General features: G+C 51.0%; 16 protein-coding genes. 3 read left to right on the plus strand and 13 right to left on the minus strand.

The genetic code is table 11. From position 1 onward, the window contains the following. Positions 1-66: 66 nt before the first annotated feature. The gene (locus H8S44_RS06395) at positions 67-531 is read right to left on the minus strand and encodes a hypothetical protein (protein ID WP_186871758.1); all 465 of its coding nucleotides are present in this window, start codon (positions 529-531) and stop codon (positions 67-69) included. 108 nt (positions 532-639) lie between these two features. On the opposite strand from H8S44_RS06395, the gene H8S44_RS06400 reads away from it, so the two are divergent. Further along, on the plus strand, positions 640-813 hold the full coding sequence (locus tag H8S44_RS06400) for a DUF4250 domain-containing protein (protein WP_186871759.1): 174 nt from the start codon (positions 640-642) through the stop codon (positions 811-813). Between the two features lie 221 nt (positions 814-1034). On the opposite strand, the gene nagB is transcribed toward H8S44_RS06400, so the two are convergent. From nagB to H8S44_RS06425, 5 genes are all read right to left on the minus strand, one after another. Further along, the gene (gene nagB, locus H8S44_RS06405) at positions 1035-1766 is read right to left on the minus strand and encodes a glucosamine-6-phosphate deaminase (protein ID WP_186871760.1); all 732 of its coding nucleotides are present in this window, start codon (positions 1764-1766) and stop codon (positions 1035-1037) included. 214 nt (positions 1767-1980) lie between these two features. Next, positions 1981-5133 carry an LPXTG cell wall anchor domain-containing protein gene (locus H8S44_RS06410; protein WP_186871761.1) on the minus strand — a complete coding sequence of 1051 codons (3153 nt, stop codon included), beginning with the start codon at positions 5131-5133 and terminating at the stop codon, positions 1981-1983. A gap of 274 nt (positions 5134-5407) precedes the next feature. Further along, the gene (gene rpoZ / locus H8S44_RS06415) at positions 5408-5782 is read right to left on the minus strand and encodes a DNA-directed RNA polymerase subunit omega (protein WP_186871762.1); all 375 of its coding nucleotides are present in this window, start codon (positions 5780-5782) and stop codon (positions 5408-5410) included. Positions 5783-5791: 9 nt separating this feature from the next. Next, positions 5792-6421, minus strand: coding sequence for a guanylate kinase (gmk, locus tag H8S44_RS06420; protein WP_186871763.1), 630 nt, complete (start codon positions 6419-6421; stop codon positions 5792-5794). Positions 6422-6431: 10 nt separating this feature from the next. Next, positions 6432-7310 carry a YicC/YloC family endoribonuclease gene (locus H8S44_RS06425; protein ID WP_186871764.1) on the minus strand — a complete coding sequence of 293 codons (879 nt, stop codon included), beginning with the start codon at positions 7308-7310 and terminating at the stop codon, positions 6432-6434. Between the two features lie 296 nt (positions 7311-7606). Here H8S44_RS06425 and H8S44_RS06430 point away from each other — a divergent pair, with 296 nt between their 5' ends. Beyond that, on the plus strand, positions 7607-9340 hold the full coding sequence (locus H8S44_RS06430) for an Rqc2 family fibronectin-binding protein (protein WP_186871765.1): 1734 nt from the start codon (positions 7607-7609) through the stop codon (positions 9338-9340). Positions 9341-9486: 146 nt separating this feature from the next. On the opposite strand, the gene H8S44_RS06435 is transcribed toward H8S44_RS06430, so the two are convergent. Genes H8S44_RS06435 through H8S44_RS06445 form a run of 4 tightly spaced genes read right to left on the minus strand, consistent with a single transcriptional unit; the run spans position 9487 to position 10919 of the window. Continuing rightward, the gene (locus H8S44_RS06435; RefSeq protein WP_186871766.1) at positions 9487-10101 is read right to left on the minus strand and encodes a zinc dependent phospholipase C family protein; all 615 of its coding nucleotides are present in this window, start codon (positions 10099-10101) and stop codon (positions 9487-9489) included. Further along, positions 10098-10223, minus strand: a complete 126-nt coding sequence (locus H8S44_RS16590) for a hypothetical protein (protein WP_279288085.1) — start codon at positions 10221-10223, stop codon at positions 10098-10100. The genes H8S44_RS06435 and H8S44_RS16590 overlap by 4 nt, the downstream gene beginning before the upstream one ends. Continuing rightward, complete coding sequence (locus tag H8S44_RS06440) at positions 10220-10639, minus strand: CotH family protein (RefSeq protein ID WP_186871767.1); 420 nt, start codon at positions 10637-10639, stop codon at positions 10220-10222. The genes H8S44_RS16590 and H8S44_RS06440 overlap by 4 nt, the downstream gene beginning before the upstream one ends. Then, positions 10575-10919 carry an FN3 associated domain-containing protein gene (locus H8S44_RS06445; protein ID WP_186871768.1) on the minus strand — a complete coding sequence of 115 codons (345 nt, stop codon included), beginning with the start codon at positions 10917-10919 and terminating at the stop codon, positions 10575-10577. Before H8S44_RS06445 ends, H8S44_RS06440 begins: the two co-directional genes overlap by 65 nt. A gap of 224 nt (positions 10920-11143) precedes the next feature. Between H8S44_RS06445 and H8S44_RS06450 the strand changes: the two genes are divergently transcribed. Then, a complete protein-coding gene (locus H8S44_RS06450; RefSeq protein ID WP_186871769.1) occupies positions 11144-11728 on the plus strand; it encodes a TetR family transcriptional regulator in 585 nt (194 codons plus the stop codon). Between the two features lie 29 nt (positions 11729-11757). On the opposite strand, the gene H8S44_RS06455 is transcribed toward H8S44_RS06450, so the two are convergent. From H8S44_RS06455 to fdhF, 3 genes are all read right to left on the minus strand, one after another. Then, complete coding sequence (locus tag H8S44_RS06455) at positions 11758-13503, minus strand: CotH kinase family protein (RefSeq protein ID WP_186871770.1); 1746 nt, start codon at positions 13501-13503, stop codon at positions 11758-11760. A 6-nt stretch (positions 13504-13509) separates the two neighbouring features. Then, a complete protein-coding gene (gene metA, locus H8S44_RS06460) occupies positions 13510-14427 on the minus strand; it encodes a homoserine O-acetyltransferase MetA (protein ID WP_186871771.1) in 918 nt (305 codons plus the stop codon). 176 nt (positions 14428-14603) lie between these two features. After that, a complete protein-coding gene (gene fdhF, locus H8S44_RS06465; RefSeq protein ID WP_186871772.1) occupies positions 14604-17312 on the minus strand; it encodes a formate dehydrogenase subunit alpha in 2709 nt (902 codons plus the stop codon). Between the last annotated feature and the right edge of the window lie 43 nt (positions 17313-17355).

The raw sequence follows: 17355 nt of genomic DNA on the forward strand, positions 1-17355 counted from the left end.
CGGGCTTATGTGCCCGCCCTCTTCTGTCTGATATCTCTCATATCCGCCGTACTTCTGCTCCCGGTCCTACTTTTCTTCTTCGTCCTTCTTCTCTTCCGGCTTCTCTTCTCCGGTTTCTTCCGTCTCAGCCTCCATTTCTCCGCCCTCGAACTCCACTCGGAATTTCCGCTTCATCTGGGCAGTCAGGAAGTACACCAGCAAAGGCAGCAGCACTTCTCCGCCACCCTCTGAGCTCATACCCAGAATCCAGTAGAGCAGAGCTCCCGCGCCGATCACGTCCATGGCCATCATTTTCACAAAACCGTCTCTGCGTCCGATGGTCATCTCCCTGAACAGCCCCAGCTTCCAGGGCTCGATAATATCGGACATCACCAGATAAATCACCACAAAGAGGGCCAACAGCACCTCAAAAATAACGATGTTCAGGGACTTCGTCACCAACGCGTAAATAATATAGGCGACAATGACTGCCGTAAGCACCAGCAGAACCTTCATGGTCAGCTTCTGCACTTTTTTCTTCTCTTCTTCCATCTTATCTTCTCCTTTATCAGACTGTCTTTGTTCAGTGTACCAGAAAAAAATAAGGCTTGCAAGTTTCTGCGCCATGTCTTATGATACAAATTTACAGGAGGTGATTTTATGATACCCAAGGATCCCATGATTCTTCTGAGCTGGGTCAACACACAGCTGCGGGATCGCTATCCGTCCCTGGACGAGCTGTGTCAGTCCGAAGGGGTGGAGCGCAGTTTTCTGGAGGCTTCCCTCGGTTCCATTGATTATGTCTATGAGCCGGAAAGTAATCGGTTTGTCTGAAACAGCCTTCTTCATAAAAAAGAATGTGCCGTTGGCACATTCTCGCGCCGAGGCGCGGTTGCCTTGGCAACCATCTACCACTGCGCCGAGTGCGCATCTTTGCAAGCTCTGCTTGCTTTTATGGAATAGGGAATTCTATCGGAATTTCCTATTCCATAAAAAATGGGACTGCCCTGCGGCAATCCCATTTTTTATCTCTTGCTTTTACCTGTTTCTTTCCCTTATCTCGGGCACTTGGAAAGTGCTGCCTCGTCGCAGATTACGGTCACATCTGGATGGAACTGAATGATGGACGCCGGAACCTCCGGGGTTACCTCACCGTAGAATGCTTTTGCTACGATGTCTGCCTTATCCTCGCCTGTTACTACCATCAGAATCTTTCTTGCGGACATGATAGTTCCGATTCCCATGGTATAAGCCTGTCTCGGCACATCGTCGATGGACTCGAAGAAGCGCTTGTTTGCCTCGATGGTCATCTCAGTCAGATCTACACAGTGAGTCTCCTTATCGAAGATGCTGTTCGGCTCGTTGAATCCGATATGTCCGTCATGACCGATACCCAGCAGCTGGATGTCGATACCGCCCAGCTCCTTGATCAGCGCTTCATAGCGCTTGCTCTCCTTGACCGGATCCGGCTCGGTTCCGTCCGGTACGTTGGTACGGCTCGGATCGATATTGATTCTGCTGAACAGATGCTTATTCATGAAATAATAGTAGCTCTGGTCGTTAGAATGATCCAGTCCTCTGTATTCATCAAGATTCACGGTAGCTGCCTTGGAGAAGTCTACCTCTCCATTCTTGCACCACTCAGCCAGGCAGTCATAGATACCGATGGGCGTGGAGCCAGTCGCCAGACCCAGTACGCTGTCCGGCTTTCCGATAACCTGTGCAGCCAGGATGTGTGCAGCCATTCTGCTCATCTCTTCGTAATTCTTTACTTTGATAATATTCATGTTGATTCCCTCCTGATTGAAATATCGTTTGAAATATCCTTCAGACACCACAACCGCGGCCCTTTCTCCCGGAAGTGCCGCTTTTCTTATTCGTTAGCCCTATCTTAGCAAGGACCGACCGGAGTGTCAACGGCATTACTGATTTGTACAACTTATTTGTGTTTTTGTGTACTCTGGAAGAAATCATCACAATCCCAAGAAAAAATCTGTCTGTTTATTCTGCTTTTTCGCGTTTCTTTTTTCTGTATGCCATGCAGCATCCCAGTCCCAGAACTGCCACTGCCAGCATGCCTGCGGGCAGCCAGATATTTGACTCATCGCCTGTCTTTGCTGCTTTGACTGTGGTTGCAGTCTTGGAAGAACCGGAGGAATGATGCTTCTTTGTGCTTCCGGAATTGCTGCTTCCTGTGGTGGTGTCTGTGTTGCTCTTAATCTCTTCGTATACCGGCTTTGCGATGATGGTTCCTGTTACCTCTGCCAGCCGTGTGAGAAGAGCATCTGTCAGTTTACCGCTATGGGTTCCCAGAACGGTTCCGCCCGGAGTAACCAGGCTCCATCCCTTGAATGTGTAGCCGGACTTTGCCGGTCCTGCCGGCAGCCCCTTGATACCCACATCACCCGGACCATAGGAAACTGTTGTACCTGCCGCTGTGCCATCTTCATATTTTACTGTGGCGGAACGTGTGTCTGTTCCAATCACAAAGCTGCTGAAGCCATACTTGTTTACGAAGGTCAGCGTATCTTCTGCCTCTCCGGTGGCAGCTGTGGTCAATGTGGCTTCATGGTTGTACACGGATCCGTCTTCCTTGGTATGCTTTACAAAAATAGCGTCAGTTTCGCTGAAAATCCCCTTCGGGATCTTCACGCTGATCTTCAGTTCTTTTCCGATCACATTGGTATCCGGCATCAGCTGTTTTTCAGCCACTGTCGCTGTCATCTTACCATGGGTACTGTCCACCGCTGTTGCTTTGATATTATAGTACATTTTAATATCCAGCTCGATCCGCTTTTCGGTATCTGTCTTTGTAATACCGGTTACGGTTGTTTCCAGATACGGTTCTACGCTTGTGGTGATTTCCGCATCGTTCGCAAGAGTTATATGATTCTGCTCTTCCAACGCTGCTTTCGATGTATGTACCGTACTATCTTTGCTTGCCAGATTGTCCCGAATGGGAGCCGCTGCCGCAGTCAGAGCCGCATCCCCTGCAAGCTCTACCTGGTTCGCAATGGTCTCTGCCGTGGTCTTATCTGTTACCTTATCTGATACAGTTCCCACATTCGTACCCGGAACCGTAACTACCACCGCTTTCTCCGGTGCCCCAATGGTATATGAGTAGATCCGTCCGTTTACTGCATAAGAACCCTTACTGCATACCTTTCCGGATACAATGTATTTCTGCTCTGCTTCATGGCTGTAATAACCGCCGGAAAGCTGGCTGTCCACTTTTCCTGTATAAGAATCCTTCCAGAAATTTGCATGATGTTGGTTTTCATCATTCGGATCTACCTCTGCTTTTCCGAGTACCTGATATGCCTTTCTTCCTGTCGCATTCGTTGACAGACCAGCATCGCCGGAAATCTTTACAGTCATACTCTGCTCTACCGCGCCCAGATCGTAGATAGCTACCGCGCTGCCCTGACCGTTTGCGCAATTCAGAGTTCCGCCTGTGATCTCCAGATCCAGAGCATTGCTTCCTGTATCTGAGGTATAAGTTCCGCCGAATACATAAAGGGCATCCGGCAGCCAGGCATTACCGCTGTAGTGATAGTACTCCGTCGGCGAATCGATATTTGCAGTAATCGCATTGATGGTTCCACCGGAAATACGAACCTTACCCATACGGAGAGAAATGCCACCGTTCAGGGTTCCTCCTGTCACATTCAAAGAAACCGGTCCCGGCATATAGATGGCCGGTCCATATTTAGCAGTTAATGTACCGCCATTCACTGTAAAATTCATATCTCCAGTCGTGTTATTACCGCTCAAAACTGCATAATAAGATGTGATATTACCACCATTTATGACTACTGTACCGCCTTCTTTTGCATAAAAGCCATAATCGCCAGTAACTTCAATTATACTGCTCTCTACTGTAATCTTGGCTGCCGCACCATTGGCCTCAATAGCACATTTACTCTGGAGTTTTCCGCTACCAACTGTATCTTTGATCGTCAGTTCACCCTTTACAATCAAAGTGTCCTTATCTGTACTTTCCAAGGTTTTTACTGTATGACCAGCTAAATCAAGCGTTACCTTCTTAGATGCGTCTACAGTCAGAATCTCTGTTAAATCCTCATCCTCCAGCATCTTAATAGTATCGCCGGACTTTGCTGCTTCCATAGCTTTCAGCAGGGACGAATAGATGGTTCCATTGATCTCCGCTACTTTGAGCTCAACGACCTCATAACTGTCGCCATTCTGTACTGCCTTATAGCCCTCTGCCAGGAAGGAATTGCCTTTCCCCTCTGCGTTGTTATTTCCGGGATTGAATTTTTCAAAGGTTCCACCGGAAACAGTAATCGTTGCAGTACCATTTGCGTGATTTGCGTCATAGCAATTCAAAACAAACTCGTATGACAGAGAGGCATCCGGGTATAACTGCTGAATCGAATAATTTCCGCCTTTTACTGTCAGCGCTCCGCTCTGCACATATACAGCATGGATATTACCAATATAAGTGCCGCTCTCGATCGTACATTTCGCTGTGACGTCCTGCAGATCGACACCGTAACAATCATTCTCTTTGGTTGCCAGTGTACCTTCGCCGGTAATGGTCAGATCGCCGTTTTCCCTTACGGAAACCAGAGACCAGTCATTTGGTCTGCCATCCCAGATATCCTTTGAATTATATAATTTTTTTCCATTCAGATCCAATGTCAGCTTCTTACCTTCGACAACAACTGTTTGGGTCAGATCCACATCCGCTGTTACCTTGACAGTCTGTCCGCCAGCAGCTGCATCCACAGCATCCTGCAGTGACGGATAGCTCTGGCCATCCACTTCCGCTACCGCAGAGCCATCATTCTGCATCGCCACCGTAGCCTCTGCGGAACCTGTCAGCTCCCGGCTCTGTGCTTCTGCTTTCTCCTCGGGCTTTATCTCCCCGGTGGGTTCTTCGGAAGCTTCCTGCTTCTCGTCGGAAACGGTGCCACCGGACTCTGCCGTTTCTTCTGTGACATCTTCTTTTTCTTCTTTCGTTTCTTCCGTTGTGCTTTCTTTACCTGTAGTTTCTGCTATCTCCGACTGTACAGGCTTCTCCGTCTGTATGGTCTCCTCTGCCGTCTCTTCCGCGTATACCGTTTTCACTGTCGGAACTGTTAGGCAGCATGCAAGCAGAACTGCAAGCAGCTTTCTGACATGTTTCATGACGTACCCCTCTTTCTACTCTCTCTGGTATTTGGTGCCGGAGCTTTTTACAGCCTATATTTTATCCTTTCCGCCACCGTTGTCAATATCCCGCAGGGGCTTTCTATAAAATTTTATATTAGAAGCGACATACTATCTCTCCGCCGCAGTGCGATAATGTTTTGATGTAATAGGGAATTCCATCGGAATTTCCTATTACATCAAAAATACCACAGTTCGACATCGGTAATCTGTCTCCCTGTGGTATTCTGTATGTTTCTGTAAATAAGCGGAATTACTCCTCGCCGTCAGCTGCGGCTTCCTCTTCAGCTTTTGCTTCTTCGGTCTCTGCTTCCTCAGCTCTCAGCTCTGCCATCTCTTCATTATAGTGATCCGCGTGAAGAACTGCTCTCTCCGCATCCTGCTCGTCGGAAGTTTCCTCGCTCTCCGGCATGATCTTGATCAGGCCTTTCTCCAGCTCCTGGATAGCGATGGACAGAGGCTTCTTACCTTTGCCGTCTACCAGCGGCTCCTCGCCTGCGATGATCTGGCGGGCACGTCTGGAGGTGGCCAGCACGATAGAATAACGGCTGTTTACGACCGGAGTTTCGCCCTCCTCTACCTCGCTGTTTACGACTTTCATTAAATCTGTGTATGAGGGATGTAACATAATCTCACCTTATCCTTTCTGAAATGTTTTCAATTCGCTTCTGATTTCCGTGATCAGCTCCAGGCTCCGGAATACCCGGCTGTGCTCACCCTGGATGATCTCATGGACCTGACGGACGCAGGCGTCCAGGTCGTCGTTGATAATAAAATAATCGTACTGCTCGATGCCATTGGCTTCCTCTGTGGCCCGGGCCAGGCGGTTCTCGATGACCTCCATGGTCTCCGTGCCCCGTCCCACCAGACGGTTCTTCAGAGTGGCTGCATCCGGCGGCGATACGAACAGCAGCAAGGTATCCGGGAAACGCTTCTTGATCTGCAGGGCTCCCTGTATCTCGATCTCCAGAATCACATCTTTTCCCAGAGACAGCTGCTCCTCCACATAGGCTCTCGGAGTGCCGTAGTAATTGCCCACATAGCAGGCGTGTTCAATCAGCGCGTCCTCCGCTATCATTTTTTCAAATTCTTCCCTGGTCCGGAAGAAATACTCCCTTCCGTCTACCTCTCCCTCCCGGGGATTCCGGGTAGTGGCCGAGATAGAAAGGGCGTAATTGTCATATCGGCTGAGCAGTTCCTTCATCAGGGTTCCTTTTCCCGCGCCTGAGAAACCGGATACCACCAGCAAGATTCCTTTTCTGTTCATGCTGTTCCCCTTACTCGATATTCTGAATCTGCTCCCGCACCTTCTCGATGCCGGTCTTCAGTTCAATAGCGTGATTGGATATCTCCAGATCGTTGGCCTTGGAAAGGATCGTATTTGCTTCACGGTTCATCTCCTGAGCAATGAAATCCAGCTTCCGCCCCACGCTGTCCTTTTCCTCCAGAGTGGCTCTGGTATGCTCGATGTGGCTGCGGAGACGCACAATCTCTTCATCCACACAGATTTTATCCGCGAAAATGGTTACTTCCGAAGCAATGCGGCTTTCCTCGATCTGGGTGTCTGCCAGAAGCTCTTTTACCTTATCCTCCAGCTTTGTCCGGTACTCGGCCACGATCTGCGGAGAACGCTCCTCCACATAATCCACATGGGCCAGCAGTTCGTCAAGCTTTCCTAAAAGATCCCGCTTCAGGTTCTCACCCTCTTTGACACGGGTCTCCACGAACTGCTCGCAGGCGCCCTTCAGAGCCTGCTCAAGCATCTTCCAGAGCTCCTCCTCGTCGTCCTGTACCTCTTCCATCACCAGCACCTCGGGATAACGGGACAGGGCTCCCACCTTCACATCCTGCTCCAGTCCGAACTCCTCTGCCATCTGATTCAGGTACTTCAGATATTCCGCCGCAATCTCTTTATTATAACGCAGCGCCACATTGTTCTCTGACAAATCCTCGTAGGTAATGAAAATATCTACCTTACCCCTCTGCATGTACGTCTTCAGGAGACTGCGAATCGCCGATTCAAAATAATTCAGCTTTTTCGGCATCTTGATGGCCACATCCAGATATCTGTGGTTCACGGATTTCATTTCCACGGTCATTTTCCGATCGCCCTCTGATACCTCGCACCGGCCGAAGCCTGTCATACTTTTTACCATGGTTGTTCTCTTTTCTTGAAAAAAATTTGTTAGGCTACTGTTTTGATGCTCACTACTCCGCAGTGCTAGCCGGGGAAGCCTTTGGCTTCCCCGGCTAAGGGCATTCGCCCTATAATCTGCCAAAAGCAAGTAGCTGATTTCATGCAGGCATGAATCATCTGCTTCCTTTCGCCATCTTGCACTGCTCATTTGGATTATATTTTAGTTGAATTCCCCTCTTATGTCAAGTATACTATTACAAAAGCCGCTATTTTTGGCGGTTTGATCTTTGTTATATGGAAAGGAGTTCTGACATCATGGCTTTTGACGGCATCGCTGTATCCTGTCTTCGAAAGGAGCTTGCGGACCGGCTGACGGGGGGACGGATTACAAAGATCGTTCAGTCCGAGTCTGACGAGCTTTTGCTTACTATAAAAAATAACGGAGCCCAGTACCGGCTTCTGCTTTCCGCGTCGGCCAGTCTGCCTCTGATTTATCTGACGGAAACTAACAAACCTGCGCCCATGACCGCACCGGGCTTCTGTATGCTCCTTCGCAAGCACCTGGGAGGCGGGCGGATCACGACGGTGACCCAGCCCTCTCTGGAGCGGATTCTTCATTTTGAAATCGAGCACCTGGACGAGATGGGCGACCTGTGCCGGAAAACCCTCATCGCGGAGCTCATGGGAAAGCACAGTAATCTCATCTTCTGTAAGGAGGACGGTACCATCCTGGACAGCATCAAGCATGTGTCTCTGGCGGTCAGCTCCGTCCGGGAGGTGCTGCCCGGAAGATCCTACTTTATTCCGCATACCCAGGACAAGCTGGATCCGCTGACCACGGAACCGGAGGCCATGGTGACGGCCATCTGCCGGAAGCCTGTGACTCTTGGAAAGGCCATTTACACCACCCTCACCGGCTTCTCTCCGGTCATGGCGGAGGAACTGTGCTACCGCTCTTCTCTGGATGCCGGCCGTCCTGCGGCGGCTCTGGGCGATACGGAGCAGACCATGCTGGCCCACCAGCTACTGCGTCTCATGGAAAGTATCCGGGAGGGCAGCTTTGCGCCCACCATCTATTACAAAGGGAAAGAACCCATAGAATTCTCCGCCCTTCCCCTCACCCTGTATGAGGATCTGGAGCAGACCCGGTCCGATTCCATGTCCGGGATTCTGGAACAGTATTACGCCACAAAGAATACATTGACCCGGATCCATCAGAAGTCTGCGGATCTGCGGCGTATCGTCCAGACGGCCCTGGAGCGCAGCCGGAAAAAGTACGATCTCCAGAGCCGCCAGTTAGCTGATACTAAAAAACGGGAAAAGTATAAGATCTGGGGCGAGCTCATTCATACTTACGGCTACGACGTACCCGAAGGGGCCCGTTCCATGGAAGCTTTGAACTATTACACTAACGAAACCATAACCATACCGCTGGATCCTACCCTGTCTGCCCAGGAGAATGCCAAAAAGTATTTCGACAAATACGGAAAGCTGAAGCGCACCTTTGAGGCGGTGACCGGACTTCTTCAGGAAACCGGCGACGAGGTAACCCATCTGGAATCCGTCCAGACGGCTCTCGATATGGCTCTGACCGAAGAGGATCTGGTGCAGATCAAGGAAGAGCTCATAGAAGCCGGCTATATCCGCCGGAAGGGCGGCGGCAAGAAGGTCCGCATCACTTCAAAGCCCTACCACTACCGTTCCAGCGACGGATTTGACATCTATGTGGGGAAGAATAACCTGCAGAACGAAGAACTGACCTTCCAATTCGCCTCCGGCAATGACTGGTGGTTCCACGCCAAAGGCGTGCCCGGCTCCCATGTCATCGTAAAGACAGAAGGAAAGGAACTTCCGGACCGCACCTTTGAGGAGGCCGGACGGCTGGCTGCCTGGTATTCAAAAAACCGGGGCGGCGACAAGGTAGAAATCGACTATGTCCAGAAAAAACATGTGAAAAAGCCCGGCGGTTCCAAGCCCGGCTTCGTGGTCTACTATACGAATTATTCTTTGGTCATCGATTCAGATATCTCCGGGCTGGACGTCCTATGAAAATAGAATCCTGCTTTGCAGGATTTTCCGCCTGCGTCGGGTCGCTTTAGCGACATCATTCCACTCCGCCGCAGGGCGCTCCTGCCCGGAGGGCTTTTCATGTAATAGGGAATTCCTACGGAATTTCCTATTACATGAAAAAACGGTTATACCCCCGCAGGGCATAACCGTTTTCCCATTTCTTTTCGCATTTCCACTCCCAGGGCCAGGTTCACCAGATTCAGGATCGCCTGCACCACCTGATGACAGACACGTACAATGTATTCACAATCCTCTTTTACGCCATGTTTCATCTGCAGATACTCCTCATGGGCTCTGCGTATAAAGCAACAGACCGCTTCCGGCGTCTGGAACTTCTTCGCGTCGATCCGCACCCGGAAAGCTTCCCCGCTCCGTACATACTCCCGAAGTCTGAGCTTCAGCTCTTCTTCGTATACACAATGGTCCTTCAGATTTCCTTCGTAAATGCAGTTGTGCGGATAGGTAAAATAATCCGCAATATAATGAATCACTTCACCCAGACGCCGCATAAAGACCCGTCCATTTTCCACGATCAAATCAGAATCCTCCGATAACACACGAATCCGTTCCTTTACCATGTCGAAGGTACCGTCAAACTCATGCCGCTGGGTCAGAAAGGACGGCTTACAGTCGGGAAGGATACTTCCCAGATAAAAGGCCTTTCTGTGCTCGGTCATAACCGGAATCTTCATGTCGTTTACAATGTACCTTGCCAGTGAAATATGTGATTTCTTTCTCAATACTCATCCTCCAGTCGGCTTACGCCATATGTGCTCCCCTCGTTTACACCGCCTTTTCTATCATACTCCCGTTTTTCGCTGTTGTCCACCATCTCTTTGAAATTTTCCAGTTCTTCCCTCATAACCACGGGCCGCTCCCGGAAAAACTGGCGAATAAGCAGCATATGCTTTTCATGCTTCCCCCTTCTTCCCCGTAGGCGTCATCAGCGGCACACCAGCGATATGCTTTGCAGTTATTATAGGGCCAGTCCGGATTCGCCAGATACATCTCGATGGCACAATATTCCAGAAAGTTTTCCACGTCCAGCTTCTGTTTCAGTTCCCCAAACACAGCGTCATCTGTCAGATCCCCATTCTCCGTCTCCCCGTCCTCCTGTCCCTTATAGGGGACAGCGATCTCCCAGTGCCCTTTCTTTTCCCGGGTTCCATACAGACTCTCCAGATACTGTTCGTCATAGACCTCCTCCATCCACTCAAAGCCGTAATACTCCCCGTTGATCCATACGGAAACGACAGCCGTGGAGAATCTCTGGTCCACATCCTTTCCGTAAAAATCCTGCCTCCAAAAGGATGGGCTCCTCATACAACAACGCGTCCCGATCCGGCTCACTTCCGTCCAGGGTATAATATATCTCCGACCGCATAAAGGTGGAAAGCTCCAGAGTAATATTCTCACCGGAAAAACTGTCTTCCACAGAATAATGAAGCTCCTGGCTCTCGTAGGGCATGCAGTAACCTACGATCCGGATACTGATAAGGACAGCCAGCCCCAGGAAGCCCGCTGTCACCCCATCGACGGTTTTTCGTTTTTTTCTCATGCTTTTTCCTCTTTTCCTTTTCTGCCAACGCCTGCCCACGCCGGACCAATGTATAGCATTTTAAAAGATCCCAGAAGAAAATAAAATCATCAAATCCCCATTTTTGTGTAACCTCCCGGAAAAGTCCATAGAATTTCTCCCTTTTCTTGCTTTTTTCCTCCTGTTTTACTATAATGTAAGAATAATGTCAGCATCCCTGGAATGCTGAAGCAGGAGGATGGTTCATGACCCACGAAGAACAAAGTCTGCAGACAAAAAAGGCCCTGGCAGCCTCCCTCAAGAAGCTCCTGGCCCACAAATCCTTTTCCCGGATCACGGTAACGGAGATCATTGAGGACTGCGGGCTGAACCGCAAGACCTTTTATTATCATTTTGAAGACATCTACGGCCTGCTGCGTTGGATGCTGGAGCAGGATCTGCTGTCGGTGATTTTAAGCTTTGATCTGACTACGGATTATGAACAGGCACTGACCTATGCCATCGACTATATCGAACAGAACAAGCAGCTTCTCTACTGCATTTTTCACAACTTCGGCCATGACGAAATGAAGCATCTCTTCTACCGGGACTTTGCCCAACTGGTGGATTCCATCATCTGCGCTTCCGAGCAGAAGCTGGGGCTTTACCTGGACGAGGATTTCCACAGGTTTCTGGAATGTTACTATACCGGCGCCTTATCCGGTATTCTGATGGCTGTTTTTGAAAAACTATATGTGACAGACCGGCAGCAGCTCATCGACAATGTATCGCTGATCTTTCACGCCTCTCTTCCCACATTAATCGAGCAGAAGGGGACTCCCCGTGAGTAAGCCCTTCTGCTCGTTTTTCTTTCTATTTTTTATTCCTGTAGTTCTTCTGCCCGCTGTTCTTCCCAGATGTGTATATATTCCGGCAGTCGTTCCAACTCCTCCCTCATGGTCTGGGGACGGAGTCTTAAGAATTCCCTGATTTTCTCCAGTTCCTCCTCATAACGTTCTTTCCGCTTCGCTGCGCCCGCCTCAGGTGTCAGCTCCTCTTCTTCCTCTTCTGCCTCTGCCTTCTGAAAATAGAACTCGATCTCCGGATTCATCTCTTCCACCATTCCATCCAGCACTTCGGAAGCATGCTCATAGGAAAAAGCTCCGTTCATCATCTCTTCCATGATCTCCGTGAAACGCTCCTGCATGTCCTGACGCCGCAGCAATGCCGGAAGCAGATAGCTTTTCCGGTTCCAGTTGCTCTCCACGGCTCCCAGCACCTCGCCCAGCGTGGGATTGTCCGCTTCTGAGGAACCCGTTCTGGCCAGACAGATGTCCATATCGTAGAGCACATAGCGCCATCTTCCGTCGGTATAAGTTCCGGCGTAGCTTTCATTGGCAGAATACCAGCGATAGACCCGGCAGTTATTGTCAGGCCAGTCCGGATTGGACAGATAGATTTCCAGAGCGCAGTACTGCAGGAAGTTATCAATGTCCAGCCGTCCGGACAGCTCACGGAACAGGCCGTCGTCGGTCAGATCCAGATTCTGGTATGCGTATGTCAAATTGATATCCTGCACCGCCCGGATATCCAATTCTTCTTCTGAAGCCGTATCGGCAGCCCCCCGATGAGGCGTCACGATCTCCCAGCTGCCCTGGCTCTCGTTAGTGCCGTAACGCTCATGGAGATAGTTGCTGTCGTATAGCTCCTCCAGCCACTCGAAGCCATAATAACTGCCGTTTAGAAAGACAGCAGCTCCCCGAAAGCTCTGGGTATCCGGAAAACCCGCGTCCTTTGCCAGTCGCTGACAGAGCTCATTGCGAAGACAGGCGAATTCCTGATCATTGCCATGGTTGCGAAGCAGAACCCTCTTATAGCTCTCAATGACACTGCCGGTCTGTTCGCTGGTCAGATCCGGAAAAAGGGCTGCCTTCAGCCGACGCTCCCCGTATTCCTTCCGGGCAATGAGTCGCAGGGACTTCATATCCGCACCCCGGGAAGTACCCCCGTGAACTCTGATCCCCATATTCTGGGATACTATCCGGTTTCCATCCGGCGTCCACATCTCCACGCTGGCCGACCGCTCAGAAGCGTCTCCCCGGAGATTGAAGTTGGCCGGAGTCCGGTCTGTGGCTTCTGCGTCCGGGTTCTCCGCCAGATAGTCGTCCCACAGGCGGCCTGCCACCAGAATGCCATTGTCATAATCATAAAGATTTCCCGGATCTGTGGTAATTTCCACCACCAGAGTGCTGAACCGGTCAGAGATATCTGTTCCGGTCAGATAGGTTCTGGTGCATACCTCCGAGGTACTTCCGTCTCCATAGTAAGCCACCGCCCGCACCGGGATTCCCCGCACTTCCTCCCCGGCCTCCAGAAGGATGGGCGACCTGTACCTGGTGGAGCCGTTCGAGGGCGTACTTCCGTCCAGGGTATAATAAATGTCCGCCTCCACCGGCGCAGACAAGGTCAGCTCCTGACTTTCACTTAGGAAGTTCTCCTCCACAGAAAAGGCGATCTCCGCCTCTGTATAGGGTTCGGTTTTCTGATTTACCACCATGCAGACCAGCACCAGGGCCAGGCTGAACAGCGTAACCACCAGACAAATCCGCTTCTTTCTTTTTATCATATTCCCTTATTCTTCATCGTCCCACTCATACGGGGTATTCTGGTATACGTAGTAATTGATCCAGTTGGTATACAGGGTGTTGGCATGGGCTCTCCACATCAGGATCGGACGGTTGTTGCTGTCATCGCCCGGGAAATAGTTTTTGGGCATCTGGATATCCAGGCCCTTGTTCTTGTCCCGCATATACTCCTTCTCCAGAGTCAGGCGGTCATACTCCGGGTGCCCGAACACAAAGATCTTGCGGCCTTCCTCTGCCATGGCGATAAAGACGCCGGCCTCATCGGATTCTGCCAGAACGGTCAGCTCTTTGCAGGCGCGGATTTCTTCCGCGTCCACCGTCGTATGTCTGGAATGGGGCGCGTAAAACTCGTCATCGAAGCCGCGCACCAGGGGTTCTTTGCGGTTCTCTACTTTGTGGCGGTAAAGACCGAACAGCTTCTGGGGCAACAGACGCTTCTTCAGGCCATAGAAATGGTACATGGCTGCCTGGGCTCCCCAGCAGATAAAGAAGGTGGAGGTAACATGGGCGTCGGCCCAGTCCATAATCTCGACCAGCTCATCCCAGTAGTCTACCTCTTCAAATTCCATCTGCTCCACCGGCGCTCCGGTGATGATCAGGCCGTCGAAGCGGCGCTTCTTTATCTCGCAGAAAGGCTCGTAAAACTTATTGATATGGCTCTGTGCCGTATTTTTGGACTCATGGCTGCTGACGGTAATAAAGGTAATATCCAGCTGCAGCGGCGTATTGGACAGGGAACGTAAGATTTGAAGCTCTGTATCCTCCTTTAAGGGCATCAAGTTCAGGATGCCTATCTTCAACGGACGGATATTCTGATTCAATGCCCGGGTCTCATCCATGACGAAAATATTTTCCTGTTCCAGGATAGCTCTTACGGGCAAATCGCTCTGTACTTTTATGGGCATAACTTTTTCTCTCCTCTGGCCGGAGCAAAGGCTCCGCGTATTTCAACACTGTTTATTACTATAGCATAAATATGGCGCATTTGAAAGCAGGAATTCGAGTTTTCCGGCCCTCAGGCCCAAAACGGGCCAGGCAGCTTCCGCTGCCCGGCCCGTCTCTGGTACATTTCTATAAAACCTTATGCTTTCTCAATCTTAATCGCGCAAACCTTGTACTCCGGAATTCTTGCGTATTTATCCAGAGCTGCGTTGGTCAGCCAGTTTGCGTTGCCATCCGGGAAGTGGAAGGGCATCCAGCTCTCGCCCGGGGAGGTCTTGGTACCCACGCGGGCTGTGGACTCGATGCTGCCTCGTCTGGAGGATACGCGAACCCGGTCTCCGTTCTTGATTCCCAGCTTCTCTGCGTCCACAATGTTCATCTCGATAAAGGAGTGTCCCTCAATCTCCATGAGCTCCGGAGTCTTACCGGTCATGGCGCGGGTGGTGTAATGGTACAGGATACGTCCGGTCATCAGGATGATCGGGTACTCCTCGTCCGGAAGCTCTGCGGAAGGTACATACTCAGCCGGATAGAACCAGCCAAGGCCTCTGCTGAATTTGCCCACATGCATGATCGGGGTGCCCGGGTGATCCTTGGTCGGGCAGGGCCACTGTAAGCCTTTGCCTCCCACCTCTTCACTGTCCAGGCGAGCATGGCTGATGCCGCCGAAGCTGGGTGTCACGGAAGCGATTTCGTCCATGATTTCTGCGGAGGTCAGGTGGGGCTGCGGATAACCCATACGGTTCATCAGGTCGATGATGATATCTGTATCCAGACGCATCTCGCCCGGTACGGTGATGGCCTTACGAACTCTCTGCACACGGCGCTCCGTATTGGTGAAGGTTCCTTCCTTCTCCAGGTAGCTGACGCCCGGCAGAATGACATCTGCGTACTGAGCGGTCTCTGTCATAAAGAGTTCCTGTAATACGAAGAAGTCCAGGCTCTTCAGAGCCTTGATAATATGGGAGGTATCCGGGTCGGTAACCACAGGATCCTCGCCGTAAATATACAGGCCGCGGATCTCCTTGGTGATCGCCTTGGGGAATACGTCGGTTGCGTGGGTTCCCACATTATGGTTCAGCGGAACGCCCCAGGCTTTTTCAAACTTCTCCACTACGCCGGGCGCGGTAACCTTCTGGTAACCCGGGAAATCTGTGGGGGAAGCACCCATATCGCAGGCTCCCTGTACGTTGTTCTGTCCACGGAGCGGGTTCACGCCGCAGCCCGGACGGCCCAGCTTGCCCACCAGCATGGCCATATTGGACATGGACATAACGCCCTCGGTACCAGTGGAATGCTCGGTGACACCCAGACAGTAGATGATGGGAGCGCGGTCAGCCTTTGCGTACATGATCGCTGCTTTTCTCAAATCATCCGGATCGATGTGGCAGATTTCGGCTACCTTCTCCGGTGTATAATCCTTTACGATTTCTTTGATCTTATCATAACCCTCGGTACGCTCTGCAATGAACTTGTCATCCTGCAGACCTTCCTCGATAATGACATGCATGATACCGTTCGCAAAAGCTACGTTGGTACCCGGCTTTAATTTCAGATGGATATCTGCTTTCTTTGCCAGTCCGATATCACGCGGGTCTACGACGATGAGCTTGCAGCCTCTCTTCACCGCCTGGCGGATCTGCATGCCGACTACCGGATGAGCCTCCTCGGGGTTGGAGCCGACCAGCATGATGACGTCCGCATTCTTGGTGATATCCTCGATGGGATTGGTCATGGCGCCGGATCCAAGGGTCATATACAGACCCGCTACGGATGCGGAGTGGCAGACACGGGCACAGTTATCGGTATTATTGGTGCCAAAGCAGGTACGAACCATCTTCTGCACCATGTAGATATCCTCGTTGGGGGATCTGGAGCAGGCAAAACCGGCCAGGGAATCCGGACCGTACTGCTTCTTGATCTCCATGAATTTGGAAGCCACCAGATCCAGTGCCTCATCCCAGGTAGCCCGCTCAAATTCTCCGGTCTCATGGTTTTTGATCAACGGGTACTTGATACGCTCCGGAGACTGGGCAAAGTCAAAGCTTCCGCTGCGTCCCTTGACGCAGAGCAGTCCCTTATTGGAGGGGCCGTTATAGGCCTCTGTATCTACTACCTTGCCATCCTTCACCAGTACATAATACTGGCAGCCGGTCGCGCAATGGGGACAGGTGGTCAGTACTTTTTTGTCGATCTGGTAGGGACGGTATTTCTTTCTGCGCTTCATGGTCAGGGCGCCGGTGGGACATGCCTGTACGCAGTTACCGCAAGACTCGCAGATACCCTCATTCCAGGTATTCTTATAATGAGCGCCAATCACAGACTGGAACCCGCGGTTCATGGTATCAATGGCTCCACGGCCCACGATCTCTTTACAGGTATTTACACATCTGTGGCATAAGATACACAGGCTTGGATCGTAGGTGAAGAACTTGTTTGTGTCATCAATGGGCGCGTTATTCATCTCGCCCGGGAAGCTGGTCTTCTCTACGCCGTACTCGAAGCAGTAATCCTGCAGCTTGCAGTCGCCGTTGGCTTCACAGGAGAAGCAGTGTACCCGGTGATCGGACAGCAGCAGATCCAGGGTCTCTTTTCTGTATTTTACCACCTTTTCTGACATGGTCTGTACTTCATCGCCCTCGGAGCAGCGTAAGGTACAGGCCGTATCAAACTTTGTTCTGCCATTGTTGGTTACTTCCACGACACAAAGGCGGCAGGAACCATCGGGCAGTACATTTTCCAGATAACAAAGGGTCGGAATCTTTACGCCTATCTGCTTGGCGGCCTGCAGAATCGTGGTACCCTTCTCCACCTCTACAGGGATTCCATCTATCGTCAAATGAATCATATCCATCCTCCTCTTATTACTGTTCACTAGGTTCACAGTAATT

Origin of the sequence: Anaerosacchariphilus hominis (assembly GCF_014290175.1) — a bacterium.
Taxonomy (GTDB): domain Bacteria; phylum Bacillota; class Clostridia; order Lachnospirales; family Lachnospiraceae; genus Laedolimicola; species Laedolimicola hominis.

Bases quoted from the DNA above. Each gene is read 5' to 3' on its own strand.
- H8S44_RS06395 (WP_186871758.1), bottom strand. From the start codon at position 531: ATGGAAGAAGAGAAGAAAAAAGTGCAGAAGCTGACCATGAAGGTTCTG.
- H8S44_RS06400 (WP_186871759.1), top strand. From the start codon at position 640: ATGATACCCAAGGATCCCATGATTCTTCTGAGCTGGGTCAACACACAG.
- nagB (WP_186871760.1), bottom strand. From the start codon at position 1,766: ATGAATATTATCAAAGTAAAGAATTACGAAGAGATGAGCAGAATGGCT.
- H8S44_RS06410 (WP_186871761.1), bottom strand. From the start codon at position 5,133: ATGAAACATGTCAGAAAGCTGCTTGCAGTTCTGCTTGCATGCTGCCTA.
- rpoZ (WP_186871762.1), bottom strand. From the start codon at position 5,782: ATGTTACATCCCTCATACACAGATTTAATGAAAGTCGTAAACAGCGAG.
- gmk (WP_186871763.1), bottom strand. From the start codon at position 6,421: ATGAACAGAAAAGGAATCTTGCTGGTGGTATCCGGTTTCTCAGGCGCG.
- H8S44_RS06425 (WP_186871764.1), bottom strand. From the start codon at position 7,310: ATGGTAAAAAGTATGACAGGCTTCGGCCGGTGCGAGGTATCAGAGGGC.
- H8S44_RS06430 (WP_186871765.1), top strand. From the start codon at position 7,607: ATGGCTTTTGACGGCATCGCTGTATCCTGTCTTCGAAAGGAGCTTGCG.
- H8S44_RS16590 (WP_279288085.1), bottom strand. From the start codon at position 10,223: ATGAGGGAAGAACTGGAAAATTTCAAAGAGATGGTGGACAACAGCGAA.
- H8S44_RS06445 (WP_186871768.1), bottom strand. From the start codon at position 10,919: ATGAGAAAAAAACGAAAAACCGTCGATGGGGTGACAGCGGGCTTCCTG.
- H8S44_RS06450 (WP_186871769.1), top strand. From the start codon at position 11,144: ATGACCCACGAAGAACAAAGTCTGCAGACAAAAAAGGCCCTGGCAGCC.
- H8S44_RS06455 (WP_186871770.1), bottom strand. From the start codon at position 13,503: ATGATAAAAAGAAAGAAGCGGATTTGTCTGGTGGTTACGCTGTTCAGC.
- metA (WP_186871771.1), bottom strand. From the start codon at position 14,427: ATGCCCATAAAAGTACAGAGCGATTTGCCCGTAAGAGCTATCCTGGAA.
- fdhF (WP_186871772.1), bottom strand. From the start codon at position 17,312: ATGATTCATTTGACGATAGATGGAATCCCTGTAGAGGTGGAGAAGGGT.